This window comes from Neobacillus sp. SuZ13 (assembly GCF_030123365.1).
GTDB lineage: Bacteria > Bacillota > Bacilli > Bacillales > Cytobacillaceae > Neobacillus.
Map to the genome: position 1 here is coordinate 4469005 of NZ_CP126107.1, position 26875 is coordinate 4495879.

Here is a 26875-nt window from a genome sequence, read left to right on the forward strand (position 1 = left end):
ATACTCCCTTCGATTTCCATAAGAATTTTAGAAAGTAATTTGCTGCTGTCAATAGTTTAACCTAAACACTATAAAAAAAAAGGACCTAAATGGTCCTTAAATGGCAGCTTCTTCTTCTATAAACAATTCTGTCTTGGATATTGAATCCTCCACAACCTTAACAAATTGCCCACGATTGTATGGGTATCCAGCTTGGTTAATTTTAACTTTAACAATTTTACCAATTAATTCTTCTGACGCTGAGAAAATAACTTTCATGTAATTATCAGTATATCCAATAAGATAACCTGAATTGGCTTCTTCTTTTGATACTTCTTCAGGAATCACTTCTAGAACTTCACCCTCAAAGCTTGAAGCGTATTCTTTTGCCAATTGATCGGAAAGCGTGATGAGGCGATGAACTCGTTCATTTTTAATTTCTTCATCAACTTGGTCTTCCATCCGAGCAGCGGGTGTTCCTGTCCGTTTAGAATAAGGGAACACATGAAGCTCAGAAAATTTATGCTCATTAATAAAATTATATGTTTCCATAAACTCTTCCTCAGTTTCACCTGGGAAACCGACAATGACATCCGAAGTGACAGCAAGGCCAGGAAGAACTTCTTTTAGTCGATCTAATCTTTCTCCGAAGAACTCCATTGTATATTTACGGCGCATTCTTTTTAAGACAGAATTCGAACCAGATTGTAACGGAATATGCAAATGGCGGACCACAATAGGAGAATGTTTAATCACTTCAATTACTTCATCAGTAATCTGACTGGCCTCTATAGATGATATCCGCAGGCGTTTTAGTCCTTTTACTGCTTCCAAATCACGAAGTAATTGGGCAAGATTGTAATCCTTCATGTCTTCCCCATATCCTCCTGTGTGAATACCTGTAAGAACAATTTCCTGGTAACCTGCATCAACTAATTGCTGGGCTTGCCGAATTACTTCCTTAGGATCACGTGATCTCATTAAGCCACGGGCCCAAGGAATAATACAAAAAGTACAGAAATTGTTACAACCTTCTTGGATCTTTAAAGAAGCTCGAGTCCTGTCTGTAAAGGAAGGAACATCTAGTTCTTCATAGACACGGCTTTTCATGATATTGCCAACACCATTAATTGGCTGACGCTCACGTTTGTATTGCTCAATATATTCAAGCATTTTTATCCGATCCTGTGTTCCCACAACCACATCAACACCAGGAATAGCCATAATTTCTGCAGGAGATGTTTGTGCATAACATCCTGTTACACAAATAACCGCATCTGGATTTTTCCTAACGGCACGACGAATCACTTGGCGGCTTTTTTTGTCGCCTGTATTTGTTACGGTACAAGTATTAATAATATAAACGTCCGAAATTGATTCAAAATCAACTCGTTCGTAACCTTCTTGTTTGAATAACTGCCAAATAGCTTCAGTTTCATAATGATTTACTTTACAACCTAAAGTATGAAACGCAACTGTTGCCATTATTTTTCACCTCATTAATTCAAAATGATAGGAAATTGCTGATAATGCATATAAAGGAGCTGTTTCGGTTCGTAATATTCTCGGGCCTAACCCACAAACTGCAAATTCATTATCCTTTAATTGCCTAACTTCTTCATCAGTTAATCCGCCTTCTGGGCCAAATACGATAAGGAGTGTATCGCCTTTATTGATTTTTTTTAGCGTATCAGCAAAAATGGAAGTTTCACCATTTCTACTCTCTTCCTCAAAGGCAACTAATTTATAATGAAAATCATTGCTTTTTAATAGCAAATCTTTAAAGCTAATCGCACTCATGACATCCGGTAAAATGGCACGATGGGATTGCTCCGCAGCTTCTTTAGCTATCTTTTGCCACCTATCGACTTTTTTCGCTGCTTTTTTTTCATCCCATTTAACGACTGAACGAGCTGCTGAAAACGGAAGGAATTGATACGCACCTAGTTCTGTTCCTTTTTGGATAATCCATTCCAACTTGTCCCCTTTAGGCAGTCCACTAGCAATCGTAATTTTAATGGGCAGCTCGGAAACCCCATCTATCCATTGTACAACGTCTGCAACAACACTTGTATCGGTAATTTCTGCAAGGGAACATACTGCTTGCTTCCCATCTAGATCAACGCAAATAATTTTGTCACCAATTTGCATGCGCATAACTTTTACGATATGATGGCGGTCTTCGTCATTAATCAAAAAGCGCCCATCGTTTGCTCGTTGTTTAACAAAGTATCGTTGCACACTTTTGCACCCTCTCTTAAACCATTTACACTTAATTTTACTAAAGAAAAGTCTGTTCTAAACGCATGGCACGAAAAAAAGGGGTATGTTACCCCTCTTAATCAACCATTATATCCGTTTGGCAACAATAGCAACCCAATCTTCCATCAAAATTGTTTCGGATATCTCAAAGCCAACAGCAATTAAGGCCTCTTTGACTTGATCTTTTTTCTGCTGTATGATCCCAGAGGCAATGAACGATCCGCCAGGTTTGACAACTCTTGCAGCATCCTCAGTAAATCTTAAGATAACCTCGGCCAAAATATTAGCTACAACAACATCAGCAGAATTTTCCTCTACACCATCCAGTAGATTATTTTGGGCAGTAACTGCTCGGTCACTAACTTTATTAAGTTTAATATTCACTCTTGCTGTTGTTACTGCTACCTCATCAAGATCAAATGCACGAACATCTTCGGCACCCAGCATAGCTGCGGCAATGCTTAATACCCCCGATCCTGTTCCAACATCGATAACCCGGTCACCAGGACGAACAGTTCTTTCAAGAGCCTGAATACACAAGACCGTAGTCGGGTGTGTTCCAGTTCCAAACGCCATTCCTGGATCTAATTCAATGATTAATTCATCACTGCTGACCGGAGTATAAATCTCCCAAGTAGGTACAATTGTAAATTTTTCTGAAATTTTAACAGGATGATAATATTTTTTCCATGCCGTTGCCCATTCTTCTTCATTTACTTCACTTATTGTCACTTTATTTTTACCGATATCGATATTATGAATAATCAAATTATTAATGGATTCTTTAATTGCATCCACTGTTTCTCCTAAAAAGCTATTAACCGGAAGGTACGCCTTTAAAATAACCCCTTCATCTGGATAATCATCGGGATTGAGTTGATAGATTTCTCCAAATTGATCTTGTCTTTCTTTCGTCAATTCAAATGGATCTTCAATGACTACGCCACTCGCCCCAGCTTCGTGCAAAATATGAGAAATAGGTTCAATCGCCTCATTTGTTGTGTGAATACTGATTTCAGACCATTTCACATCTACCAACTCCAATCCTTACTCGCTTTTAAAGGCACGTTTTACTTTTGAGAAAAAACTTTCTTCGTGTTCACCAATCGGAGAAGAGCCACTAAGCTCTGCGAATTCTTTTAAAAGCTGCTTCTGTTTATCTGATAACTTGGTTGGGGTAATAATCCGAACAATAATATATTGATCACCAACACCGTATCCACGAACATTAGGAACACCTTTTCCTTTTAAACGGAATTTTTTCCCGGTCTGAGTACCTGCAGGAATTTTCAATTTCACTTTCCCGTGTAAGGTAGGTACTTCAATCTCATCACCTAATGACGCTTGAACGAAAGTGATCGGCATTTCACAATAAATATCATCGCCATCTCTTTCAAAAAACTCATGTTGTCTTACATGGAATACAACATAAAGATCGCCCGGAGGTCCACCGTTAATTCCTGCTTCGCCTTGTCCTGACATGCGGAGTTGTTGACCATCATCAATACCCGCCGGGATTTTAACATGAATCTTCTTTCGTTTTTGTACTTTTCCTTTACCGCCGCAAGTCGAACATTTATGTTTAATTTCTTTCCCAGTCCCATTACAGTGATTGCAGGTACGTCGATTGACGATTCTTCCAAATGGAGTATTTTGCTCCACATTTAACTGACCTGTTCCATGACAGTGCTGGCATGTTTCTGGTTTCGTTCCAGGTTTTGCACCAGAACCACTGCATGTTCCACAAGTTTCTTCACGAGGAATTTCAATATCTGTTTCTTTCCCAAAGGCTGCTTCTTCAAAAGAAACTGTCATCGTGTACTGAAGATCTGCACCTTGTCTTGGTGCGTTTGGATCACGTCTTCTTCCGCCTCCGCCGCCGCCAAAGAAAGTATTAAAGATATCCTCAAATCCTCCAAAACCGCCGCCGAAATCACTGCCGCCAAAGCCTTGGTTAGGATCTGTATGGCCAAATTGATCATAATGAGCCTTTTTCTGGTCATCACTTAATACTTCATATGCCTCTGTTATTTCTTTAAATTTATCTGCCGCATCTTCTGCTTTATTTATATCTGGATGATATTGTTTGGAAAGCTTTCGATAGGCTTTTTTTATTTCATCCTTTGAAGCACTTTTACTAAGCCCTAGTACTTCATAGTAATCCCGTTTACTCATGATTACCCACTCCCGAATCTGTCACATAAAGGTTATTGTATCATTCATCACAATGTTAATGCAATAAAAAAGCCAAAGCCCATAGTTCTGACTTTGACTTTTTTCTGAGCTGTGAAAACTCTTATAAATGCCTAGCTCCAGCGCCTAGGAAAAAATGAACTGCTTTTTTCCGTGGACAAGGCGCTTCCGCTTTTCTATTTATCGTCTTTTACTTCTTCAAATTCTGCATCAACAACATCATCTTTAGAACCAGCAGTATTTCCAGCTTCAGGGCCTCCCTGTTGTGCTTGCTGGGCAGCTGCTGCTTGTTCATAAAGTTTTACTGTTAGAGCTTGAACGATTTCTTGTAATGCATCCTTTTTCGCACGGATTTCTTCAAGTTCGTTTTTCTCAATCGCAGCTTTTAACGCATCTTTAGCCTCATTAGCTTGAGCTACTTCACTAGCATCAACTTTACCTTCAAGGTCTTTTAATGTCTTTTCGGTTGTAAAGACAAGTTGATCTGCTTCGTTACGAAGTTCAACTTCCTCTTTACGCAGTCTATCTGCTTCTGCGTTTTCTTCAGCTTCTCTAACCATGTTTTGGATTTCTTCATCTGAAAGTCCAGTTGAAGACTTAATTGTGATTTGTTGTTCTTTATTTGTTCCAAGGTCCTTTGCACGAACATTAACGATACCGTTCTTATCGATGTCAAAGTTTACTTCAATTTGTGGAATTCCACGTGGTGCTGGTGGAATATCAGATAATTGGAACCGTCCTAAAGTCTTGTTATTTGCTGCCATCGGACGCTCACCTTGAAGAACATGGATATCAACAGCAGTCTGATTATCAGCAGCAGTTGAGAACACTTGCGATTTAGATGTAGGGATTGTTGTATTACGGTCAATTAACTTTGTAAATACTCCACCCATTGTTTCGATACCAAGGGAAAGTGGTGTAACGTCTAGCAATACAACATCTTTTACATCTCCTGTAATAACTCCACCTTGAATAGCAGCACCCATCGCTACCACTTCATCAGGGTTAACCCCACGATGCGGCTCTTGTCCAGTCGCTTTTTTAATCGCTTCTTGAACAGCTGGAATACGAGTAGAACCACCAACTAAGATCACTTTATCAATTTCTGAAGGAGTTAATCCAGCATCGCTTAATGCTTGGCGAGTTGGGCCCATTGTACGCTCTACAAGATGAGCAGATAATTCATCAAACTTTGCTCTAGTCATGGTTACTTCAAGGTGAAGCGGACCAGCAGCACCAGCAGTGATAAATGGTAATGAAATTTGCGTAGAAGTTACACCTGATAAGTCCTTTTTCGCCTTTTCAGCCGCATCCTTTAAGCGTTGTAATGCCATTTTATCTTGGGAAAGGTCAATCCCATTTTCTTTTTTAAATTGGTCTACAAGGTAATCAATAACGACTTGGTCAAAATCATCTCCACCAAGGCGATTATCACCAGCGGTTGATTTAACTTGGAATACCCCGTCACCTAATTCTAGAATTGAAACGTCAAATGTACCGCCGCCAAGGTCATAAACAAGAATAGTTTGATCTTCGTCAGTTTTGTCTAATCCATATGCAAGTGCAGCTGCAGTTGGCTCATTGATAATACGTTCTACTTCAAGACCAGCAATTTTCCCTGCATCTTTTGTTGCTTGACGTTCTGCATCATTAAAGTAGGCAGGTACTGTAATTACTGCCTTTGTAACTGGCTCGCCTAGATAGTCTTCAGCATAAGACTTTAAGTATTGAAGAATAATCGCAGATAATTCTTGTGGTGTATACTCTTTACCTTCTATGTCCACTTTATAATTTGTGCCCATATGACGTTTGATGGACATGATCGTGTTTGGATTTGTAATTGCTTGACGCTTAGCCACTTCACCAACTTGGCGTTCCCCATTTTTAAATGCAATTACGGAAGGAGCCGTACGATTACCTTCTGGATTTGGAATAACCTTTGGTTCGCCACCTTCAAGGACAGCAACACAAGAGTTGGTTGTACCAAGGTCGATACCGATAATTTTACTCATTTCCTTTTCCTCCTAGAAAAAAATATGTAGTTTTATTGATTTACTTTCACCATTGCAGGTCGGATAACACGGTCTTTTAATAAGTAACCTTTTTGAAATTCATCCGTTACAATGTTTGAGCCATAGTTCTCATCCTCACCCTGCATCACAGCTTGATGCTGATGTGGATTAAACTCTTTACCTACAGATTCAATCAGTTCAACACCTTCACTTTTCAGAGCATCAAGCAAACTGCGGTAAACCATGTCCATCCCTTGTAGAAGTGACTTAGTTTGTTCATTATCTGCTTCAATTTTCATTGCTCTTTCAAAGTTGTCAATTGCAGGCAATAAATCTGTAATAAGTTTTTGTGCTCTATATTTTTGGCTCGCTTCTTGATCTAATCTAGTCCGTCTCCGGAAATTATCAAAGTCTGCTTGCAAGCGTAGATATCGATTATCTGCTTCCTCTAACTTTTCTTTCAGCAGTTGAATTTCTTGGTCCTTTTCATCAACCAGTGAATCAGATGCCTGTTCTGTTGCTTCACCTTCGTCAAAAACAGTCTCAACCGTTTTTTCTTCGGTAAGTTCAACATTATCAGTACTTTCAACTTCCATTTCTTCATTTAGCGTTTTATTATTCTCATTCGTCAACTTACTCACCTCCCTTAAAGCATTTGCTGTCATTTATAGGATAATTCATTTTCATAGAAAAGGGGGTGAAACAGGTATTTCACCCTTACTCAATATTACCCGAGCTATTTATTTTGATACAATTTCGTCCATACAGCAGTTAAATCCTTACTTAGAAACTGTAATAAGCTAATGACTCTGGAATATTCCATCCTTGTAGGGCCTAGGATGGCGATCGTCCCTAAATTCTCAACACCAGCCGAATAAGTAGCTGTGATTAAGCTGCAATTATCCATAACACTATTATTATTTTCAGTACCAATTTTAACTTGAATTCCAGCTGAATCGTTTCTGATTAAATTATAAATCCACTCTTCCTGGTCAATCATCGTTAATAAGCTTCGCAGTTTTGTTACATCATGAAACTCCGGCTGGCTTAACATATTGGTCTTTCCAGCGAAGAAAAGTTTTTCATTAACTGGCATTTTTAATGAATCTGCGATAGTATGCAGCATTAAGTCATAATCATGGATATGCTGCCTTAAAAGCATGGCTACTTCTTTATAAATCTTATCATTTAGATCTTCGAGAGGTACGCCTGATAAACGATCGTTTAAAATATTCACCGTTTTTTCTAAATCACTGGCATCAACTGATGGTGGTAAAGAAAAGGTCCTATTTTCTACATGGCCCGTATCTGTAACAAAAATAGCTACGGCTGTTTCTTTGTTTAACGGGATAATTTGAATTTTTTTCAACTTATTAATACTAACAGCCGGACCAAGAACAATGGATGTGTAGTTCGTTAAGTCCGATAATATTTTTGCAGACCTTTGGATAATTTTTTCGAATTCGAAAATTTTCTCAGCAAAAATCGACTGAATGATTGATGTATCATGTTGATTTAATACCTGTGGAGACAAAAGATGATCCACATAATAGCGATATCCTTTTTCCGAAGGGACACGACCTGAAGAGGTATGTGTCTTTTCAATATACCCCAACTCTTCAAGGTCGGACATTTCATTACGAATGGTTGCCGAACTGAAAGAAATCTCTTGCTTTTTCGACAAACTTCTTGAGCCGACTGGTTGGGCAGATCGAATAAAGTCATCAACAATAACCTGAAGAATTAACAATTGACGATCTGTTAGCAACATTCATCACCTCTGTTAGCACTCCTAGTTAACGAGTGCTAATTATATTAATAAATTATCAAATGAAGGGGGATGGTGTCAATCAAAAAGAACAGTAAACTACTCTAATCAAGACAATAATTAAAATCTTGCTTATCTTAAAAATGCCAGGAATACTTCATTTCCTAGCAGTCTCCCCTTTTTCGTTAAAAATATATGATTTTTTTCCACATCTAACCACTGTTTTGCCGTTAATTCACTAATCTCTTTTTCGAATAATTGAAGGGGGTCTTTTGCAAACTTTTCAATAAAATGAGGAATGAAGATACCTGCAGTTTTTCGCAATCCCAAAAACATTTCTTCTTCCATTTGTTCAATTTTTGAAGTTTGATGTTCTTCCATTACCGGCAGGAGCCCCTTATTTATTTGCTCCATATACCTTTTTAAGGGACCAATATTCGAACGTCTTATCTCATTTAAATAGCTATGTGCACCTGCTCCAAACCCATAATAGGAATCATTATTCCAATAGGTAAGGTTATGTTTGCTCTCATACCCTGGTTTAGAAAAATTACTAATTTCATATTGGTTGAAGCCATGTTTTTCCATTTCTTCCATTAGTAATTCGTACATAGCTGCTTCCACATCCTCACCGGGAGTTGGCAGTTTTCCTTTTTTTAGTAAATTATAAAAAACTGTTTTGGGTTCAATGATTAACGAATAGGCAGAATAATGTGTGATATCAAGTAAAAAAGCCTCTTTTAATGTCTCTTTAAAATCTGAAAGAGTTTGTGAAGGTAAACTAAAGATAAGATCAATACTGATATTTTCAAATCCCAAGGATTTTGCGTTATCAATTGTTTGGTAGACATCCTTCGCTTTGTGGACGCGGCCGATTCTTTGCAGTAGTTCCTCATTAAACGTTTGAACTCCAAGACTAATCCGGTTAACCCCAGCCTCTTTTAATATTTCTAATTTCCCTGCCGTTAAATCACCTGGATTCGCCTCAAAGGTATATTCTATATCCTCACCCTTAGGTAAAATTCTGTTAATACTTTCACAAAATTGATAAAGCTGCTTTTCATTTAACGATGTCGGTGTACCCCCACCCACAAAAATCGTCTCAAGGACATTTGTTGGAAATTGGGTTAGAGTCAGTTTCATTTCTTGCTCAAGTGCTTTTAAATAATCATCAACCGGCTGCCCCTTTAGAAACACTTTATTAAAATCACAATAATGGCAAATATGCTCACAAAAAGGGATATGGAGATATGCTGATTTAATCATTTCGTTCACTTCCTCATTCTTCAACAAAAAGAGGCTAGAATTCGCCAAAAAATGGCTTGTCCTAACCCCCAGCTAGTTTATTTTTTTGTGTTGCTATCGTCCATTTTTAAGACAGCCATAAATGCTTCTTGTGGTACTTCAACGGATCCTACTTGCTTCATCCGCTTTTTACCTTCTTTTTGCTTTTCTAATAATTTTCGTTTACGGGAAATATCTCCGCCATAACATTTGGCTAAAACGTTTTTACGCATAGCCTTAATTGTAGAACGAGCAATAATCTTTTGACCCACTGCAGCCTGAATTGGAACTTCAAACTGCTGCCTAGGAATAAGCTCCTTCAGTTTCTCAACAATAATCTTCCCTCGTTCATAGGCGAAGTCTTTATGAACAATAAAGCTTAATGCATCCACTTTTTCACCATTTAACAATATGTCCATTTTAACAAGGCTGGAAGGTTTATAACCAATGAGCTCGTAATCAAAGGATGCGTAACCTCTTGTGCTTGATTTCAATTGATCAAAGAAATCATAGACAATTTCTGCTAATGGCATTTCATAAATAATACTTACCCGATTTTCCGCCAAGTATTCCATTGTTACAAAAATTCCCCGTTTTTGTTGGCAAAGTTCCATAATGGTTCCTACATAATCATTTGGAGCCATCATCGTTGCTTTCACATAAGGCTCTTCAACACGGTCAATTTTTTGTGGATCCGGTAAATCTGAAGGATTGTCCACCCTTATTTCGGAGCCATCTGTCATATGAACATGATAGATAACACTCGGTGCTGTCGTTATTAAATCAATTTTAAATTCACGTTCAATCCGTTCTTGAATAATCTCCATGTGAAGCAATCCTAAGAATCCACAACGGAATCCAAATCCAAGTGCTTGTGAAGTTTCTGGTTCAAATTGAAGTGAAGAATCATTTAACTGAAGCTTTTCAAGTGCTTCACGCAGATCATTAAACTTCGCTGTATCAATTGGGTAAAGTCCACAGTAAACCATTGGGTTTAATTTCCTGTAACCTGGAAGCGGCTCTGTTGCCCCATTTTTTGCATTGGTAATTGTATCACCCACACGAGTATCGCCGACATTTTTTATTGATGCAGATAAAAAGCCAACATCACCAACGGTTAACTCATCACGCATGGTTGCTTTTGGTGTAAAAACGCCTACCTCATTTACTTCAAATTCTTTTCCGGTAGCCATCATTCGTACTTTATCGCCCACCTTAACGGTTCCTTCGACCACACGAATGTACGCGACAACACCACGATAGGCATCATAAAGAGAATCGAAAATAAGGGCCTTTAATGGTGCTTCTGGGTCTCCCTGCGGTGCAGGGACTTTTTGAACGACTTGTTCAAGGATTTCTTCTATCCCAATCCCAGCCTTTGCTGAAGCTAACACGGCTTCCGAAGCGTCCAAACCGATGACATCCTCGATTTCTCCTCGAACACGCTCTGGATCTGCACTAGGCAAGTCAATTTTGTTAATGACTGGTAAAATTTCAAGGTCGTTATCAAGGGCAAGATAAACGTTGGCTAGTGTCTGTGCTTCAATTCCTTGTGCAGCGTCAACGACTAAAACAGCCCCTTCACATGCTGCAAGACTTCTTGAAACTTCATAAGTAAAATCGACATGTCCAGGTGTATCAATTAAATGGAATATATATTCTTCTCCATCTTTTGCTTTGTATTTTAACTGAACGGCATTTAATTTAATGGTAATTCCACGTTCTCTTTCAAGGTCCATTGAATCAAGGAGCTGATCTTTCATTTCCCGAGAGGTCAATGCATTGGTTCTCTCCAAGATCCGGTCAGCTAATGTTGATTTCCCATGATCAATATGGGCAATAATTGAGAAATTTCTAATTTTTGATTGTCGTTTGAGTCTTTCATTATTGTTCATGGTCTTTCACTCCTACTATACTCGCACATATACACTATTTTGAATTATATCAATAGGATTAACAAGATTCAATCAAAATCGAAAAGCGGCACCAAACTGGTGCCACTTCGATTATTTTAATCAGCAATAAGATGAACTAACTTTTCAGAAGCGCCTGATATCCCCTCAGACATCTTCTTGCCCATTGAAGAGAAAAAATTATATGCACTTATTTCTTCTAGTTTCTTTTGCTTTGCCTCAAGATCATGACTTGAGATTTCGTTTCCCAAAAAGGTAGCTTGCAAGTTACTGTCTGTCCCATTTAAACTAACAGCATTTTGAAAGTTTGGATCATCATAGCCTTTCATTTTATGAATACCATCATTAGCCAATTGCATACCTACTAAAACAGAGATTAACATGAGAGCAGCCAAGCATACACTTTTTAACATGAACATCTTCATAAAAAATGCTCCCTTACATCTATTGTTCTTTTGTTGATTGTTCAACATCCTTGTTAACTTTTTCAGCATCCCAGTAAAAATCACTAAACACATCAGCAAGGGCATCTGCCGAACGATTTAATTCTTCAAACGTATTGTCGACACCGCCAAATTCAATCAAGATTGCATTATTTGATAGGTTCTGATTATAAACAGCATTTCCACTATACTTCACGAAAACACCTCTGCTTAAACCTTTATACTTTTTTTCTAAACTTTTATGCAGTTCGGTTGCTAATTTCTCGTTTTTCTCATGATTTGGGTTTTTACCGCCGATGATAAAGGCGAGCTTTGCATATGACTTGCCGTTAATGGTAATGGTTGATTTATCTTTACGGTTAGAATCCCTATGAATATCAATAAAGTAATGCAAATCACGATCCGATGCCATTGCCGATTGAACAACTGAGCGGGATTCCTGGTAAGAACTGGGATATGTCAAACCTTTTTTATTGAGGTTTGCTTGAACATCCGTTTTATCTATAAAGGTTCCAATTCCTCTATCTTCCAAACTTGTCTTTAAGTGATCACCAATTTTTGTTACGTTGATTTTTGAATGAAAAGCTAAATTCGGATTGGTAACACCCTTTAAATAGGGCAAATAAGATTCCCTGTTATGTGTAAAATATAGATAGACAACCTTACGTGAGCCTGTTGTCTGACTAGGTGCAGGAAGTGGATTTTCATCCTCAGGCTTTTCTAAGCCCTCTAAATTTTGTAAGGATGCCTCTCGCTCCGCTTTCATTATTTCAATGGGCGGGGCAGATTCAATCGGCATATTTGTGTAGTTTGTCCCCTCACCAGCGACTAGAATTTTACCATCAAATTGATAAAATCCTGGCAGCTCCCTACCAAGGAGACTGCGGGGATCATTTAAGTTAATGTTACTTGATAACTTAAATACCATGTTCGTTAACGTAGGAGTTGAGGTCCAATCATGTTCAACTGATAAGAAATGATGATTTTCCCAACCCATTAATTGATAGAGCAATTCCCCATTCACATTTGTTGCCGCCTGATTAACCGAAGACGACATAAGTCGATATTGTGGCTTTAACGAGGTTAATAACCCACTAATAGAGAAAATCAATAGCATAAATAGTAACAATAATCCAGCGGCTTTAAGTAGACTTGTCCCTTGCACCATAACAAAAGTTCCTGAATTTCTAGCTTTCATGGTTCCACCTCGCAAAACTGATTCTAGTAAATGATATGAAGCTACTAGAATTGGTAGAACCCGAAATTTAACTTAAGAGGCATCCTTTCAAATAAATAGATTTGAAAGATGCCTCTTATTATTCCTTTATTTGGTGTAGTAGCCAGCATTCCCTTGGTCAACAGCACCATGTAGTGATGAATTTAAACCGTTGGCAATTAGATTAGCCATATCTTCAATAAAAACATCAACTTCCTTAGGAGTAACCATTAAATTATGACCAATTGGTGATAAAACTTCATAAATTAATTTTCTTTTCTCTTCCTCTTCCAATGTACCAATCATTCCAAGAAAGGTTTTCCGGTGCTTTTCTTCCGGTAAGTCCTCTTCAGTCAACTTTCGCTTTTCACCGAAACTCATCCCTGCGGGTGCAAGTGCTCTTGAAGGACGATCGCCCTCCTTTAGCTCTTTTCCAAAGTGTTTCAGGATAAAATCGATCGTATCACTAGTAATGGACACAGCATCTACCACGGTCGGAACCCCAATGGCAATGACAGGTATTCCTAAGGTTTCTTTACTCAATTCTTTTCTTTTATTACCTACCCCCGAACCAGGATGTATTCCTGTATCGGAAATTTGGATGGTTGAATTAACCCGTTCAATCGAACGTGATGCAAGTGCATCAATAGCAATAACAAAATCAGGCTTTGTTTTTTCCACTACACCAAAAATAATATCGCTTGTTTCAATCCCCGTTAACCCCATAACACCTGGTGAAAGGGCACTAACGGACCTGAAGCCTTCCTCTACATTTTCGGGCTGCAACTGAAACAAGTGGCGGGTGACCAGTAAATTTTCACACACCATCGGTCCTAGGGCATCTGGGGTCACATTCCAATTGCCTAGACCCACCACAAGACATGAATCCGTTTTTTGGATCCCAGACCCTTCCAAAAAGTAGGAGAACTCTCTAGCAAAAATCTCCTCCACCTTTTGCTGTACCTCTGTGTTTTGCTGGCGAATCCCTTGTACTTCAACAGTTAAATATCGACCAGCTTTTTTCCCTAGCTGGTGGGCCCCTTGTTCAGTTACTTCGACCAAAGAAACCTTTATGTCATCGACATCTTTTTCCTTAATAATCACGCCTTCAATTTGTGAAAGATCTTTCTCTTGCCCGACTGACCCTTTTTGCTGTGTAAGGACCATCTCTCTTGCTTCAATCGCCAAATCCGTTCGAACAGAATATTGACTTAAGTCAATTGACTTATCCATTAATATTCACTCCCATCAAATCTTTCAAAAGTCTAGCAACTATTTCCTATTTTTGCCCTTACCATCTTAAATCATGCAAATGATATTCTTCTGCGAAAACAGTATTGCATTATAGCCTTCCATTTGATAAAATATTTCATGTTCTGAATTATTTTTTAGGAATGTTAAGTCGAGTTCATATAGTCTCGATTCTTTGTAGGAGGTGAAAGTAATGCCTAATATTAAATCTGCTATTAAGCGTGTAAAAACAAGTGAAGCTCGTAACGCTCAAAATACAACTGCGAAATCTGCAATGCGTACTGCTGTTAAGAAAGTAGAAGCTGCAATTTCTACTAACGACGGTGCTGCTGCTAAAGAAGTATTTGCTACTGCTGCTAGTAAATTAGACAAGGCTGCTGCAAAAGGTCTTATCCACAAAAATGCTGCTGCTCGTAAAAAATCTCGTCTAATGAAAAAGACTAACGCTCTTTAATTTAGAGAAAAAAAACGATTCCTTTTCAAAGGAATCGTTTTTTTTATTTCTTTAAATGAAATAGAAACATTTCAATCAATAAAGATTTATTCATGCCGCCGGTTTTCATTTGATAATCAGCTTCAGCGAGGAGGTCAATTAAATGGGCCAATTCTTCATCCGTAAATTTATTTGCTTGTCCGAGTGCTAGCTTAACACGGAAAGGATGTGTTCTTAAGTAACCAGCAATTTGCTGCTGCCCATATCCTCTCCTCGACAGTTCCTTTACTTGGTAAATCAACCTAAATTGTCCTGCAAGTAAAGCCAAAATCTTTATAGGTTCTTCATTTTGTTTTAACAAATCGTAATAAATCCTTAACGCTTCATCAAGTTTTCGCAGCACTACTTTTTCGATTAGCGTAAAGATATTCTGCTCAAGTGATCGTGCCACTAATTTCTCTACTAGACCTATGTCAATTCTTTTTTCACCGGATGCATATAATGCCAATTTATCTACTTCACTGGTAATCATAAACATATTTGTTCCAACTAGTGCCAATAATTGGTCGATCGCTTCTGGTTCGAATTCTATCCCACTGTTCTTGGCCCTGCCCTTGATCCAGTTCCTTAAGTCATGTTCATTTAACTTTTTTGCTTCAACGACTTCAGCATGTCTTTTTAATTCCTTTGTTATTTTTTTCCGTTCATCCAACTTTTCATAGGGCGCGGAAATTACTAACACTGAATAAGGTGAGGGCTCTTTTAAATACATTTCGAACCTGGATAAGTTGTGTACCGCCTTATCCTTAGATTTTTCTGCTGTTAAAAAAACAGGATTATGTAAAAAGATAACTTTTTTTTCCCCTAAAAAAGGAAAGGTTTCTGCATCTTCGATGGCCACCTCAATGGGTGTTTCCTCTAAATCATAACTAGCAAAATTAAAATCCTTCTCTTCTTCGGTCAAAATATGATCGAGTAGTAATTGCTTTGTTTCATTAATTAAAAAAGACTCAGTTCCAAATAATAAATAAACAGGAGCAAATTCCTTTTGTTTAATTTTTTTCCAACTATCCATTACCATGTTTCAGCGCTCCCCTTCTTTCCATTCATACCTATGGTAAAGAAGCTTGGCCATTTTGACAAGCATTTTAAAGGGAATTAGCACCTATTTCAGAAGTGCTAATTCCCTATCTATAATGAACGCCTGCAATAGAAGCCCTAGGATATTCTATTGTCTGGCGGAGTTCCTTAAGTAAATATAGTTTAGCCTTTTATCAGTCTCACTATTTTGACAACTCTTGTCAGTTGTGGAAAGCAATTTGAAGTATGCTGGATTTTTTTCCGAGAATGACTTATACTATATTGTGAAATAGGAGGGGTAGACTGTGAATGAATTTGAAAAAGATGTGCAAAGTAAACGAAACGACGCAATTGATTCAGGGGTAGGATTTGGGGTTTCTTTTGGTTTTTTTGCCATAATGTTTATTGTTGCAACAGTCATTAAGGTAATCGGTTCGTAATGTTTGGCTACATATTTGTAAGGTAGAAGGCTGCGTTGATGCAGTCTTTTTTAATTATTAGAGATGTTTTATCCTATGGTAAATACGGGAAAAAGGTTCCTTTCTGATGATAAAATTTATAGGTAATTGCCCCCTGTTGATCGGTTCGAAAGATAATCGTATTTGTTTTTTCTAACCGCTCAAGCACCTCTTGATGGGGATGACCAAAGCGGTTATTTTCACCTGCTGATATAAGGGCAACTTTGGGTTTTATTTGATTAATAAAAGAAATTGAACTTGAAGTTTTACTTCCATGGTGACCAGCTTTTAATACATCAATATGCAAATGGGGATATTGCTGTATGATTTTCTCTTCCCCAGCTTGATCTAGATCTCCTCCGAAAAACCAACTTATACCCCCTAATTGAGCAATAAATGCAATGGACCCGCCGTTTCTTTCTCCCGAATAATTCTTTTCTGGGGAAACAATATAAAAGCGATTTTCTTCATTTTCCCACTGATCGCCTGCCGACACTCTTACAACAGGAATATTTAGTTTTTTTGCCTCCTTAATAATGTCAAGTTCTGTACTAGAGGGTTCAACAACAGCTGGCATTAAGATTTGTTTGACGTTAAGCTCGTTAATAATCGAAAATGTCCCCCCAATATGATCCATATCCCCGTGTGTTAAAATTAGTTTATCAATTTGCGTTATTCCCTTTCCTTTTAAAAATGGAACAACTACATCCCTTCCCACTTCAAAGGCTTCAGCACGTTCACGCCATTTTTCTTCAGCAAAGCGCATGGTTCCACCTGTATCAATGAGATAGGTCCCTTTTGAATGTGGAAAATGGATTAAGATACTATCCCCTTGACCCACATCAATCATTGTTACTTCCCCATATGGAGATAACCAGTTCCAACTTTTTTGTGAAATTATCAGCATGATACTTAAAAAAATCAGGTAAACCATTCTATCGGGATACATTTTTGACTCCCAAAGATAAAAAATAGCAGACAGCATTAAAATATAAGCGATGAGGAAAATCAAACTTGGTCTCCCGGGAATAAAATGAAAGAAAGTAAAATCGGCGAGATATTCAATAAGTTGATTAGCGACAGTAATAATGGCTAAAAAGAATTTAGTAAGTAGTAGTGGAGTTGTTCCGAAAATTAACTGAATAAAAAACAAAAGATATAATCCCGGAAGATATAGAAATGAAAAAAGCGGAATATAGACCATATTGGCAATGATGCCGATTAATGAAACCTCAAAATAATGATACAGCAAGAAAGGCAGTGCCCCTAATTGCGCAACCAATGAGGTCGCAAGCATCCGTGTTACATTCCTTGAATAATCTGTAAGAATACTATTGGCAGATAAAATGATGACAAGACTCACTGCAAAAGAGAGTTGAAAGCCAGCATCAAAAACCACCATTGGACTACCAATCAAATAAGCAATAAAAGCCAAACTAATGGCATCATGTGGAAAAAGCTTTAGGCGGGTGCGCCATTTCACAGTAATTAAGACAAGAAATATCATTAGGCCTGAGCGAATAACGGAGGGCGAACTACCAGTCAATATCACATAGATTGGAAGAAGAAAGAGAAGGAAATTAATCATAAACTGTCTCGTAAGTCCGAAGCGGATCCCAAGATAAAAAACCATCGCGATTAATAATGAGACATGGAGACCAGAGATCGCAAGCAAATGGACAATACCAGTCTTTTGATAAGCAGATAGTACATCCGGGTCAAATAAATTTCTATCACCAAAAATTAAAGCAGCTGAAAGGGAAGCAATTTCCATGGGAAAATGAGACTCGAGATAGTTAATTCCTTTGTAACGCAGTTGTTTGATTATCACTAACGGAGAAGGTTTCAGAGGAGTGCAATGTTTAAGCGGGTTTTCTTGTACTTCTATGATCCAATACATGTTCTTCCTTGCTAAATAGGTTCTATAATTAAACGCATTAGGGTTTTTGGCAGTCGCCGGTTTTTCCAAGGTACCTGATACGGTGCATAATCTTTGATAAAATATTTCCGTTTTTAAATTCATTTTTTCCTGTTCAGATGGAATATTGTAACGGATTAAGATACTCTCATTGTAGCGTTGTTCTACTGCTTGCACTTGTAATAAATCACCATCGATTTTGGGGTCTTGGGTAAATTGAAGAGAAAAGGTCGTTGTAGCAGCGGAGATAATAGATTTATTTATTGAATTTGAATGAAGTCCTATAAAAAAGAATAGCAAAAAACATACATTTAAACTGGTTAGTTGTAAAGCGGAAAAACGTTTGTATTTATATAGAAGATAAAGAGCAAAGACTTGTAATAAAAAAAAAGGAAGGAACTTATTAAGTGCAGATAGAACACCAAATAAAGCGGCAATTGCAAAATAAAGATATTTTCCATTCATTCGATTTTCTCCATTAAGAATTTCTTTTTATAAAATATTTAGGGGAGCCGGTACATAAACCGGCACCCATTTGGAAAATTATTATTTAACCATTCTTAAATCAATCACTGACTCGTTTAGAGCAACCTTTTCAATTGAAACATTTGCCTGTTTAAAAAGGTCGATTGCATATGGATGATTTTTATAATCCTCGGCGTAATAAACTGTTTTAATCCCTGCTTGAATAATTGCTTTACAGCATTGAAGACACGGAAAATGGGTGACATAAATTTCAGCGTCAGCGGTTGGAACTCCAAATTTAGCACACTGGAGTAATGCATTCATTTCAGCATGGACCGTCCTGACACAATGATTGTCTATCACAAAACATCCCTTATCAATACAATGGTCACCGCCCGCAATGGAACCATTGTAGCCCCCGGCAATAATTCGTTTATCTCTAACGATGGTTGCACCCACTGTCAACCTGGTACATGTGCTTCTAAGTGCGAGCAAATGGCTTTGTGCCATAAAATATTGATCCCAAGAAATTCTCTCCACTTCTCCCACTCCTTTTTTGAATCGTTCTCTATAAGTGTAATAGCGCTTGTCCTTTTTGGTCAAATAAAGATTTTTAAATAGCAATCAAATCCTTTAATTTTTCAAAGGTTTTATCCCCTATCCCGCTGATACTTTTTAAATCTTCGACCGCTTTAAAGGGGCCACTTGTATTCCTATATTCGATGATGGCCGCTGCCTTAGCAGGTCCAATGCCGGGTAGATTCTGCAACTCTGTTTCATTTGCCTTATTAATATTAATTTTCGCTTCCTTTTGACTGCCAACTGCCAAGCCAGGGTTACCCGGAGAGGTGATAGGTGTTGAAATTCCCGCCTCTCCCTTTGCGGGTATGTAAATGATCATTTCATCCTTTACATGTTCAGCAAAATTCACCATGCCCTGGTCTGCTTTGTCCGTTAAACCCCCAGCCCGGCTAATAACATCAATCACTCTTTCACCCGTATTTGCTTGATAAACTCCAGGCTGTTTAATTTGTCCTTTCACATCCACCATAATTTTTTCTGGTAGTTCAGGTTGTTTGTCGGATTGAATACTTCCTATTTCTTTCCCATCCTCTTGAACCTTTTCTTCCAAACTAAGTGTGTTAACGGGGGAAGTGGTTGCAGAATCACTAACATAAAAATAATAAATACCACCTAATACTAATAATGCCCCCAGCAAAACAGAAATCTTGTGTTCAATCATCCAGTCTTTCACTTGGATCCTTCCTTTCTAAAGGTATATTTCACATTCTGATTTCATATGGTTATAAAAGAATAATTGCATGCGAGGAGGGTCGGAACAATGAATATAGGCATTATCGGTACTGGTAATATGGGGAGCATGTTGGTAGAAGCCATGATTGAAGGAAAAGCCATTTCCCCTGCTTCTATGATGATTACAAACAGAACAAAATCAAAAGCCTTGTTGCTTAAAGATAAATATAAGGAAATAAAGGTTGGGGCAAATCCAGGAGAAGTAGCTGCTGAGTCCGACTTGGTATTTGTTTGTGTCAAACCATTAGATGTATATAAAATTTTAAATGAAATTAAACCACAGTTAAGTCCAAAAAAATGTGTAATTACGATTACAAGTCCTATCAGTACAAGCCAAATTGAAAAAAAGGTTTCCTGTTCAGTCGCAAGGGTAATTCCAAGTATTACAAATCGAGCCTTATCTGGGGTAACGCTGATTACTTATGGAGAAAATTGCAGTGAGCGATGGAAGAGGAAGATTGAGGAATTAATCAATAAAATTGGGGTACCAGTCCATATCAATGAAAAAATTACTAGGGCTGCATCGGATATCGTTAGTTGTGGTCCCGCTTTCTTCAGTTATTTACTTCAAAGTTTCATTAAAGCAGCAGTTAAAGAGACTGAAATTGATGAAAATGATGCAACTACGATGGCTAGTGAAATGATTGTAGGACTAGGTGAATTATTGAAGCAAGGGCATTACACCTTGCCGTCACTACAAGATAAGGTATGTGTTAAGGGCGGAATTACAGGTGAAGGAATAAAGGTATTGGATAATGAACTCGGGGACGTTTTTGAACATATCTTCCAGGCAACACATGCAAAATTTAAAGACGACCTTGATAAAGTGGAATCACAATTCTCTAATTATTAATTTCGCCAAGAACTGACAACATTCCTTTTTTTTTTATAAAAAAACCATCTTTTTTATAGATGGCTTCAGATTGTCGAGAAAGGGTATTTTTCTCGGCAATTTTTTTATTATGATTGTTCTAAAATACAGATTATTATAAAAAGATTTTCTATGCGACAAGTCCTGTTGATTTCCGTTCCGGGCACTCGCTTTCCGCGGGGAGGTCCTGGAGCCTCCTCGGCGGTACGCCTGCGGGGTCTCCAGTGACCTCTATATCCCGCAGGAGTCGAGTGCCCTCCACTCCAATCAACAGGGAGGCAAATCAACCTTAAGTATTGCAACACACTTTTACATCCCTTTCTAAAAATGATGCAATCTATTTTATATTTTGGCTCGCTGCAGTAAGGAGAGCCTATTCACTTGCATGCTTTAACCCTAGTTTAATTCCTCAAAACATCCTGAGTCTCTACTACCACTTCTTCTTTTGTAAATTTATGATATTTGCATTTGCCTGACTTAAACGTTGAATTCACCACTTATTTTTATTATTAAATGTGAGTGGCAGGTCTTTATTGTATACACCTGTTGATTGGAGCGGAAGGCGCGAAGACTCCTGCGGGAGTACGGGGCAGGGGAGACCCCGCAGGAGCGAAGTGACGAGGAGGCTCCCCGGCACGCCCGCGGAAAGCAAAGCGCCTGGAGTGCAAATCAACAGACCTGTTGCAAAGCCTATATATTAAAATTATTTAATGAAGTAACGCGGTGTACTATTAAAGAAAAGGAGTAAAATAAAAAGCTATCGAAAGTTTTTCGATAGCCTGAAACCATCTTTTTTTATAGCTGGCTTTCTTTATGTTTTCTTGCTACAAAAAAGATTCGTTCTGATTGTGAGTGAGGGTCTGAGTTTTCAAAATCAGCACTGACTTCCAGCACTTCAAAACCGGCCTCGACCAACCAGTTTGAATATTGCTGCACTGTATATGTACGTTGAAAATGAAGTTCATCAAAGCGGTCATACTTATCGGTTTGTTCGTCCAAGACAAAGAAGCTTAACTCATGCTCAACACTATTTAAACTTTCTCCAGCAAAACTATTCCAAATAAAGGAAACACTTTCCTCGCTTGAAGCATAGGTTTGATTTATGAATAGATGCTCTATTTTATAAATCGAATGGACATCAAAGAGGAAAATTCCCTTATTGCTCAAATGCTGAATAACGCTTGAAAAAGTTGCCCTAACTTCTTCCTCAGTTTGCAGATAATTTAACGAGTCACATAAAATACCAATGACATCAAATTCCGCTTGACCTTCCAAATCCGCCATATTCTGCTGAAAAAATGGAATTCTTAGCCCATTTTCCTCAGCTTTTGCCTGGGCTACGGCTAGCATATCCTCAGATAAATCGACACCCGTTACTTGAAAACCATCTTGAGCTAAGCGGACGGATAATTCACCCGTGCCGCATGCCAAGTCAAGTAAACGGGTGCCCTCAACATGATATTTTACGCACCTATCTTTAACGAACTCGACCCACTCCTGATAGGGTGCATCCTTCATTAATTCATCATAAAGATAAGCGAATTGTTGATAACTCATGTATTTAACTCACTAAGGATATCTTCAATCGGTGCATCGCCCCATAAGCGTTCTAACTTATAATAGCTTCTTTCGTCACGATGAAATACATGGGCCACAACGTCACCAAGATCAATTAATACCCATCTTGCTTCATCAAAGCCTTCTATTCTTTTTACTTCACAACCATGTTCTTGCGCTTTTTCTTTTATTTCCCTTGCAATTGCCTGAACTTGTTTATCGGAATTACCATGACAAATGATGAAGTAATCCGCTATGAGGGAAATCCCCCGCATATTTAATGCAAGGATGTCTTCTGCTCGTTTATCATCCGCAGCTTTAACTGCAATTTTTAGTAGTTCATGATTATCCATGAATCAATCCTCCAGTTTCGTAATTAGGTCATTGTACGTATAGAATGTATCAGGGTAAACCGTTTGATTCTTTTTTAATAAAAAGCTAATTGTGTTTCTAATTGCCATAATTAATGCTTTATCTAAATTTTCTTTGGCCATTTTTCTTACTTCATCCACACCTGGAAAATGACGGCCTGGTTCAATGTAATCGGCCAAATAGATTATTTTTTCTAAAAGCGTCATTGCCGGTCTTCCTGATGTATGATAGCGAATGGCATCTAACACCTCAGGATCGTTGATGCCCGCTTCCTTTTCCACCAAGTACATACCCGCAGGTGCATGCCACAATTCTGAATTAAATTGAAGTAAATCCTCTGGGAATCCTTGACTAGCGATAATTTCCTTCATTTCTTCTTTAGGCCGAAATTTTGCATAATCATGAAAAATGGCAGCTAATTCAGCTTTCTGTTCATCCCCGCCATATTGCTTTGCAAGGACGATTGCTGTCTCCATTACTCCTAGGGTATGTTGATAGCGATGGTCAGTTAATTGTTTCTTAACAAGCTTTAATGCCGCTTCACGTTCCATACAAATGCTTCTCCTCGATAAATTGAATGACCGAATCCGGCAATAAATACCGAATGGTCTGTTTGTTTTTTACCCTAGCTCTTATCATACTTGATGAAACATCGATTGCAGGCACATCTACGAAAAGGACAGGGTAATCGGTTTGACTGCTATATGCAGGTCTTTCAACTCCAACAAATTGGACAAGTCTAATTAATTCGTCAATTTTATGCCATTTTGGCAGGTATTGTATCATATCCGCGCCAATAATAAAGAAAAATTGATGGTCGGAATACTGGGCATTGATCATTTTCATCGTATCGACTGTATAAGAAGGGCCTTTTCTATGAAGTTCAATCGTTTCGACTCGAAAAGCATCATTTCCTTGGATGGCTAATTCAAGCATTTCCAGGCGGTCTTCATTTGTTATCGATTCCGATTTTTTCTTATGTGGAGGCTCTTGATTTGGCATAAACCAAATTTCATCTAGATCTAGGCTAGAAAGAACCTCATTTGCAATTAAAAGATGTCCGTAATGCGGAGGATCAAAGGTCCCTCCCAATATTCCCACCTTTTTCATGCGCTCGTCTCCTTATACATTCGATTATGGAAGCTTGATTGTTTTCTTTTCTACAGACTCTTTATAGAGGACGATCGTATTCCCAATAAGTTGGACAATTTCTGCTCCTGTACCCTCTGCCAATTGCTCAGCCACGACCGTTTTATCATCTTCACAATTTTGCAAAACGCTGATTTTAAAAAGCTCCCTTGCTTCAAGTGCATCAGCGATTTGCTTAATCATATTTTCGTTTACTCCCCCTTTACCTACTTGAAAAATAGGATCTAAATGGTGAGCCTTTGAACGTAAGAATCTTTTTTGCTTTCCTGTTAACATGTTCTTCCTCCTAGTTGTTTTAACACATTATCTCTCATTCTTTCTACATCTGGGAATATACCTGTCCATTTTTCAAAAGCAAGGGCTCCTTGATAAACAAACATATCTATTCCGTTTTGGATTCTTGCTCCATTTTGACGTGCGTCTTTTAAAAATTGTGTTTCAAGTGGATTGTATATGATATCACAAAAGACTGACTGATTCCTTAAATTATTTAGTGCGATTGGCTGCTCATAAATTTTTGGGGACATGCCGATCAAAGTTGTTTGAATAACCAAATCATATTCCCCTAATGATTCAATTACTTCTTCAAAAGAACATGCTCTTGAATCAACAGAATAAGGGCAATCATTGATCAATCCAATAGCCCGATCAATTGTACGATTAGCAATGTCTAATCTCTGAGTGTTTTCCTTAGCCAACGTAAAATAGATGGCTCTCGCTGCACCGCCCGCTCCAATAATCAAAACTTTTTGACCAGTTAATTTTGGTAATATAGCATTTAACCCTTTTAAAAAACCAGGACCATCTGTGTTATAGCCAATTAATTGACCATTCTCATTCACTACCGTATTAACCGCTCCGATATTTAAGGCTAATTCATCTATACCATCCAGAAAGGGGATAATGTTGCTTTTATGTGGTACCGTTACATTAAATCCACCGACACCCACCGCTTTTAAACCCTTGACAGCATCATGTAAATTCTCCCCCTTCACATGAAATGGTAAATAAACGGAATCCATGTTATAAAAGGAAAATAAATCATTCATCATAAACGGAGACATTGAATGTCCGATTGGATCCCCTAAGACAGCATATAATTTTTTCACCAGTATTCCCCCACCCATTAAGCATTATCTATTTATATTAAGGATTTCCGAATTAATGCTTGTACACCTTTAGGAACGTATGCAGCTACCTTTGCATCAGGCTCATTGACAGTAATCCAGCCAAGACCTGAGAAAACAATGTCTGTTTTTGCTTCTTTGATGAAAAATTCCTGTCTCACTAGTTCCGGAAAGGATTCGATTTGATTCATACGAGGTGGAGTTAACATTTCCCCCACATGTTTTTCATAAAGCTCATCGGCATTCTCCATTTTAGTTCTATGAATATTTAATTCATTGGAGACATAACAAACAAATGACCTACGGCCTCCGCTAATATAATCAAAGCGAGCTAACCCGCCGAAGAACAAGGTCTGCCCTTCGTTTAATTGAAATACCTTTGGCTTGATTTCCTTTTTAGGGGTAATAATTTTTAAATCCTGCTTATCTACAAAATGAGCCATTTGATGATGGTTAATAATACCAGGAGAATCAATTAATGACTTTTCATCATCGAGCGGAATTTTGATAATATCCAATGTCGTTCCTGGAAAATGGGAGGTGGTAATCACATCAGTTTCACCTGTTACCTCTTTAATAATTCGATTGATAAACGTTGATTTCCCAACATTTGTACAACCCACGACATAGACGTCTTTACCGTTCCGGTGTTCATCAATGGCCGCAGCAGTTTCCCGAACATACATCCCTTTGGCTGCACTGACAAGGAATACATCTTCCGGTTTTAATCCGAGTTCTTTTGCCTCGTGTTTCATCCAATGAATTAATTTGCTATGCTTCACAGATTTAGGTAACAAATCAACCTTATTTCCGACAAGGAGCACTTTATTACTTCCAACAAAACGATGTAATCCCGGTAACCAACTGCCATTAAAATCAAAAATATCGACGATCATGACAATCAATGCATCAGACTTACCCATTTCATTTAATATTTTTAAGAAATCATCGTCCGTTAAGCTGACATCTTGGACTTCATTATAATGCTTAAGACGAAAACATCGCTGGCAGATAATCATTTCCTTTTCCAAAGCCGATGTTGGGGCATATCCTAGTTCCTCTGGGTTTACGGTTTGAATTTTTACCCCACAACCCATACATATATGTTGATGTTCACTCACACATTAATCCTCCCATTGAAGCATTCCTTTTTTTCGAAACCAATTTAAAATCCTTCTTTCAGCAAAACGGTTAAATTTTGTCCAAAAGCCATCCGTTTGCGCAACAGGGACAACCAGGATAGTATGAAATCCACCCCGGTTTCCGCCAAGTACATCCGTCAGTAACTGATCTCCAATTACTACAGCTTCTTCTTTTTTTATTCCCATTTGTGAAATTGCTTTATGAAAAGCGACTGCAAACGGCTTCCTCGCCCTAAAAATAAACGGAATTTTTAAAGGATCAGAAAAAGCTTTGACTCGTTCTTCATTATTATTAGATACAATTGTCACGAGGATATTGTGTCTTTTAATTTCCTCAAACCATTTAATTAATTGAGGAGTAGCAAAGGGGCGGTCCCACTCTACTAACGTATTATCTAAATCCGTAATGATCCCTTTAATCCCCTTGGCACTTAACTGCTCTGGTGATATATCAAGAATGCTTTTGACATGCTCATTCGGTAAAAATTGTTTTAACACTAAGCTTACACCTCATTGACATCTAAATTCGTTCATTATTTTTTCACATGTACCATCATAACCAATTTTAACCTTTGTTTCAAAGATTAAAAGAAGTTTTAAACTTATTATTCATCAAAACATGGTAATACATGATTAATACTTTTTCTCTCTATGTTCATCAGCAAATC

27 protein-coding genes are annotated in these 26875 nt (G+C 38.0%); 3 read left to right on the plus strand and 24 right to left on the minus strand.

All coding sequences use genetic code 11. The features are described from left to right. Nucleotides 1-96: 96 nt before the first annotated feature. The 12 genes from mtaB to gpr form a co-directional block, all read right to left on the minus strand. Complete coding sequence (gene mtaB / locus QNH17_RS22140) at nucleotides 97-1464, minus strand: tRNA (N(6)-L-threonylcarbamoyladenosine(37)-C(2))-methylthiotransferase MtaB (RefSeq protein ID WP_283875173.1); 1368 nt, start codon at nucleotides 1462-1464, stop codon at nucleotides 97-99. A 6-nt stretch (nucleotides 1465-1470) separates the two neighbouring features. Continuing rightward, complete coding sequence (locus QNH17_RS22145; protein WP_283875175.1) at nucleotides 1471-2220, minus strand: 16S rRNA (uracil(1498)-N(3))-methyltransferase; 750 nt, start codon at nucleotides 2218-2220, stop codon at nucleotides 1471-1473. Between the two features lie 108 nt (nucleotides 2221-2328). Further along, nucleotides 2329-3270, minus strand: coding sequence for a 50S ribosomal protein L11 methyltransferase (gene prmA, locus QNH17_RS22150; protein ID WP_283875176.1), 942 nt, complete (start codon nucleotides 3268-3270; stop codon nucleotides 2329-2331). Between the two features lie 18 nt (nucleotides 3271-3288). Beyond that, nucleotides 3289-4416 (minus strand): molecular chaperone DnaJ, encoded by a 1128-nt coding sequence (dnaJ, locus tag QNH17_RS22155; protein WP_144547733.1) that lies wholly within the window; start codon nucleotides 4414-4416, stop codon nucleotides 3289-3291. Between the two features lie 194 nt (nucleotides 4417-4610). Then, nucleotides 4611-6446 (minus strand): molecular chaperone DnaK, encoded by a 1836-nt coding sequence (dnaK, locus tag QNH17_RS22160; RefSeq protein WP_283875177.1) that lies wholly within the window; start codon nucleotides 6444-6446, stop codon nucleotides 4611-4613. 32 nt (nucleotides 6447-6478) lie between these two features. Then, entirely contained in the window at nucleotides 6479-7078 is a 600-nt protein-coding gene (gene grpE / locus QNH17_RS22165; protein WP_481858540.1) for a nucleotide exchange factor GrpE, read from the minus strand. A 104-nt stretch (nucleotides 7079-7182) separates the two neighbouring features. After that, nucleotides 7183-8214, minus strand: a complete 1032-nt coding sequence (gene hrcA, locus QNH17_RS22170) for a heat-inducible transcriptional repressor HrcA (protein ID WP_283879574.1) — start codon at nucleotides 8212-8214, stop codon at nucleotides 7183-7185. A gap of 132 nt (nucleotides 8215-8346) precedes the next feature. Then, nucleotides 8347-9480 (minus strand): radical SAM family heme chaperone HemW, encoded by a 1134-nt coding sequence (gene hemW / locus QNH17_RS22175; protein ID WP_283875178.1) that lies wholly within the window; start codon nucleotides 9478-9480, stop codon nucleotides 8347-8349. Between the two features lie 77 nt (nucleotides 9481-9557). Further along, on the minus strand, nucleotides 9558-11393 hold the full coding sequence (gene lepA / locus QNH17_RS22180; RefSeq protein WP_251457392.1) for a translation elongation factor 4: 1836 nt from the start codon (nucleotides 11391-11393) through the stop codon (nucleotides 9558-9560). 116 nt (nucleotides 11394-11509) lie between these two features. Beyond that, nucleotides 11510-11836: a DUF3679 domain-containing protein gene (locus tag QNH17_RS22185; protein WP_283875180.1), complete on the minus strand. Its 327-nt coding sequence runs from the start codon at nucleotides 11834-11836 to the stop codon at nucleotides 11510-11512. 19 nt (nucleotides 11837-11855) lie between these two features. Then, complete coding sequence (gene spoIIP, locus QNH17_RS22190; RefSeq protein ID WP_283875182.1) at nucleotides 11856-13052, minus strand: stage II sporulation protein P; 1197 nt, start codon at nucleotides 13050-13052, stop codon at nucleotides 11856-11858. Nucleotides 13053-13178: 126 nt separating this feature from the next. Further along, nucleotides 13179-14303 carry a GPR endopeptidase gene (gene gpr / locus QNH17_RS22195; protein WP_283875183.1) on the minus strand — a complete coding sequence of 375 codons (1125 nt, stop codon included), beginning with the start codon at nucleotides 14301-14303 and terminating at the stop codon, nucleotides 13179-13181. A 211-nt stretch (nucleotides 14304-14514) separates the two neighbouring features. On the opposite strand from gpr, the gene rpsT reads away from it, so the two are divergent. Next, nucleotides 14515-14775 (plus strand): 30S ribosomal protein S20, encoded by a 261-nt coding sequence (gene rpsT / locus QNH17_RS22200; protein WP_088089041.1) that lies wholly within the window; start codon nucleotides 14515-14517, stop codon nucleotides 14773-14775. 43 nt (nucleotides 14776-14818) lie between these two features. On the opposite strand, the gene holA is transcribed toward rpsT, so the two are convergent. Beyond that, the gene (holA, locus tag QNH17_RS22205) at nucleotides 14819-15835 is read right to left on the minus strand and encodes a DNA polymerase III subunit delta (protein WP_283875184.1); all 1017 of its coding nucleotides are present in this window, start codon (nucleotides 15833-15835) and stop codon (nucleotides 14819-14821) included. Nucleotides 15836-16139: 304 nt separating this feature from the next. Here holA and QNH17_RS22210 point away from each other — a divergent pair, with 304 nt between their 5' ends. Continuing rightward, complete coding sequence (locus tag QNH17_RS22210; protein ID WP_026563518.1) at nucleotides 16140-16274, plus strand: YqzM family protein; 135 nt, start codon at nucleotides 16140-16142, stop codon at nucleotides 16272-16274. Nucleotides 16275-16347: 73 nt separating this feature from the next. Here the strand turns inward: QNH17_RS22210 and QNH17_RS22215 are convergent, their stop codons facing one another. The 3 genes from QNH17_RS22215 to QNH17_RS22225 all read right to left on the minus strand — a co-directional run bounded on the left by QNH17_RS22215 (nucleotide 16348) and on the right by QNH17_RS22225 (nucleotide 19930). Next, the gene (locus QNH17_RS22215; protein ID WP_283875186.1) at nucleotides 16348-18675 is read right to left on the minus strand and encodes a DNA internalization-related competence protein ComEC/Rec2; all 2328 of its coding nucleotides are present in this window, start codon (nucleotides 18673-18675) and stop codon (nucleotides 16348-16350) included. A gap of 81 nt (nucleotides 18676-18756) precedes the next feature. Then, nucleotides 18757-19215, minus strand: coding sequence for a ComE operon protein 2 (locus tag QNH17_RS22220; RefSeq protein ID WP_283875187.1), 459 nt, complete (start codon nucleotides 19213-19215; stop codon nucleotides 18757-18759). 73 nt (nucleotides 19216-19288) lie between these two features. Continuing rightward, on the minus strand, nucleotides 19289-19930 hold the full coding sequence (locus QNH17_RS22225; RefSeq protein ID WP_283875188.1) for a helix-hairpin-helix domain-containing protein: 642 nt from the start codon (nucleotides 19928-19930) through the stop codon (nucleotides 19289-19291). Between the two features lie 87 nt (nucleotides 19931-20017). Here QNH17_RS22225 and comER point away from each other — a divergent pair, with 87 nt between their 5' ends. Further along, complete coding sequence (gene comER / locus QNH17_RS22230; RefSeq protein ID WP_283875189.1) at nucleotides 20018-20842, plus strand: late competence protein ComER; 825 nt, start codon at nucleotides 20018-20020, stop codon at nucleotides 20840-20842. 813 nt (nucleotides 20843-21655) lie between these two features. Here comER and QNH17_RS22235 read toward each other — a convergent pair. Genes QNH17_RS22235 through QNH17_RS22270 form a run of 8 tightly spaced genes read right to left on the minus strand, consistent with a single transcriptional unit; the run spans nucleotide 21656 to nucleotide 26705 of the window. Then, nucleotides 21656-22417, minus strand: coding sequence for a class I SAM-dependent DNA methyltransferase (locus QNH17_RS22235; protein ID WP_283875190.1), 762 nt, complete (start codon nucleotides 22415-22417; stop codon nucleotides 21656-21658). Beyond that, the gene (gene rsfS / locus QNH17_RS22240) at nucleotides 22414-22770 is read right to left on the minus strand and encodes a ribosome silencing factor (RefSeq protein WP_283875191.1); all 357 of its coding nucleotides are present in this window, start codon (nucleotides 22768-22770) and stop codon (nucleotides 22414-22416) included. The genes QNH17_RS22235 and rsfS overlap by 4 nt, the downstream gene beginning before the upstream one ends. Before the next feature lie 3 nt (nucleotides 22771-22773). Further along, nucleotides 22774-23340: a bis(5'-nucleosyl)-tetraphosphatase (symmetrical) YqeK gene (gene yqeK, locus QNH17_RS22245; RefSeq protein WP_283875192.1), complete on the minus strand. Its 567-nt coding sequence runs from the start codon at nucleotides 23338-23340 to the stop codon at nucleotides 22774-22776. Next, nucleotides 23330-23899: a nicotinate-nucleotide adenylyltransferase gene (locus tag QNH17_RS22250; RefSeq protein ID WP_283875193.1), complete on the minus strand. Its 570-nt coding sequence runs from the start codon at nucleotides 23897-23899 to the stop codon at nucleotides 23330-23332. The genes yqeK and QNH17_RS22250 overlap by 11 nt, the downstream gene beginning before the upstream one ends. A 24-nt stretch (nucleotides 23900-23923) precedes the next feature. Further along, nucleotides 23924-24214, minus strand: coding sequence for a ribosome assembly RNA-binding protein YhbY (gene yhbY, locus QNH17_RS22255; protein WP_026563509.1), 291 nt, complete (start codon nucleotides 24212-24214; stop codon nucleotides 23924-23926). After that, a complete protein-coding gene (aroE, locus tag QNH17_RS22260) occupies nucleotides 24208-25047 on the minus strand; it encodes a shikimate dehydrogenase (RefSeq protein ID WP_283875196.1) in 840 nt (279 codons plus the stop codon). Before aroE ends, yhbY begins: the two co-directional genes overlap by 7 nt. A 32-nt stretch (nucleotides 25048-25079) precedes the next feature. Next, nucleotides 25080-26186, minus strand: coding sequence for a ribosome biogenesis GTPase YqeH (yqeH, locus tag QNH17_RS22265; RefSeq protein WP_283875198.1), 1107 nt, complete (start codon nucleotides 26184-26186; stop codon nucleotides 25080-25082). A gap of 3 nt (nucleotides 26187-26189) precedes the next feature. Further along, the gene (locus tag QNH17_RS22270) at nucleotides 26190-26705 is read right to left on the minus strand and encodes a YqeG family HAD IIIA-type phosphatase (protein WP_026563506.1); all 516 of its coding nucleotides are present in this window, start codon (nucleotides 26703-26705) and stop codon (nucleotides 26190-26192) included. Nucleotides 26706-26875: the final 170 nt, after the last annotated feature.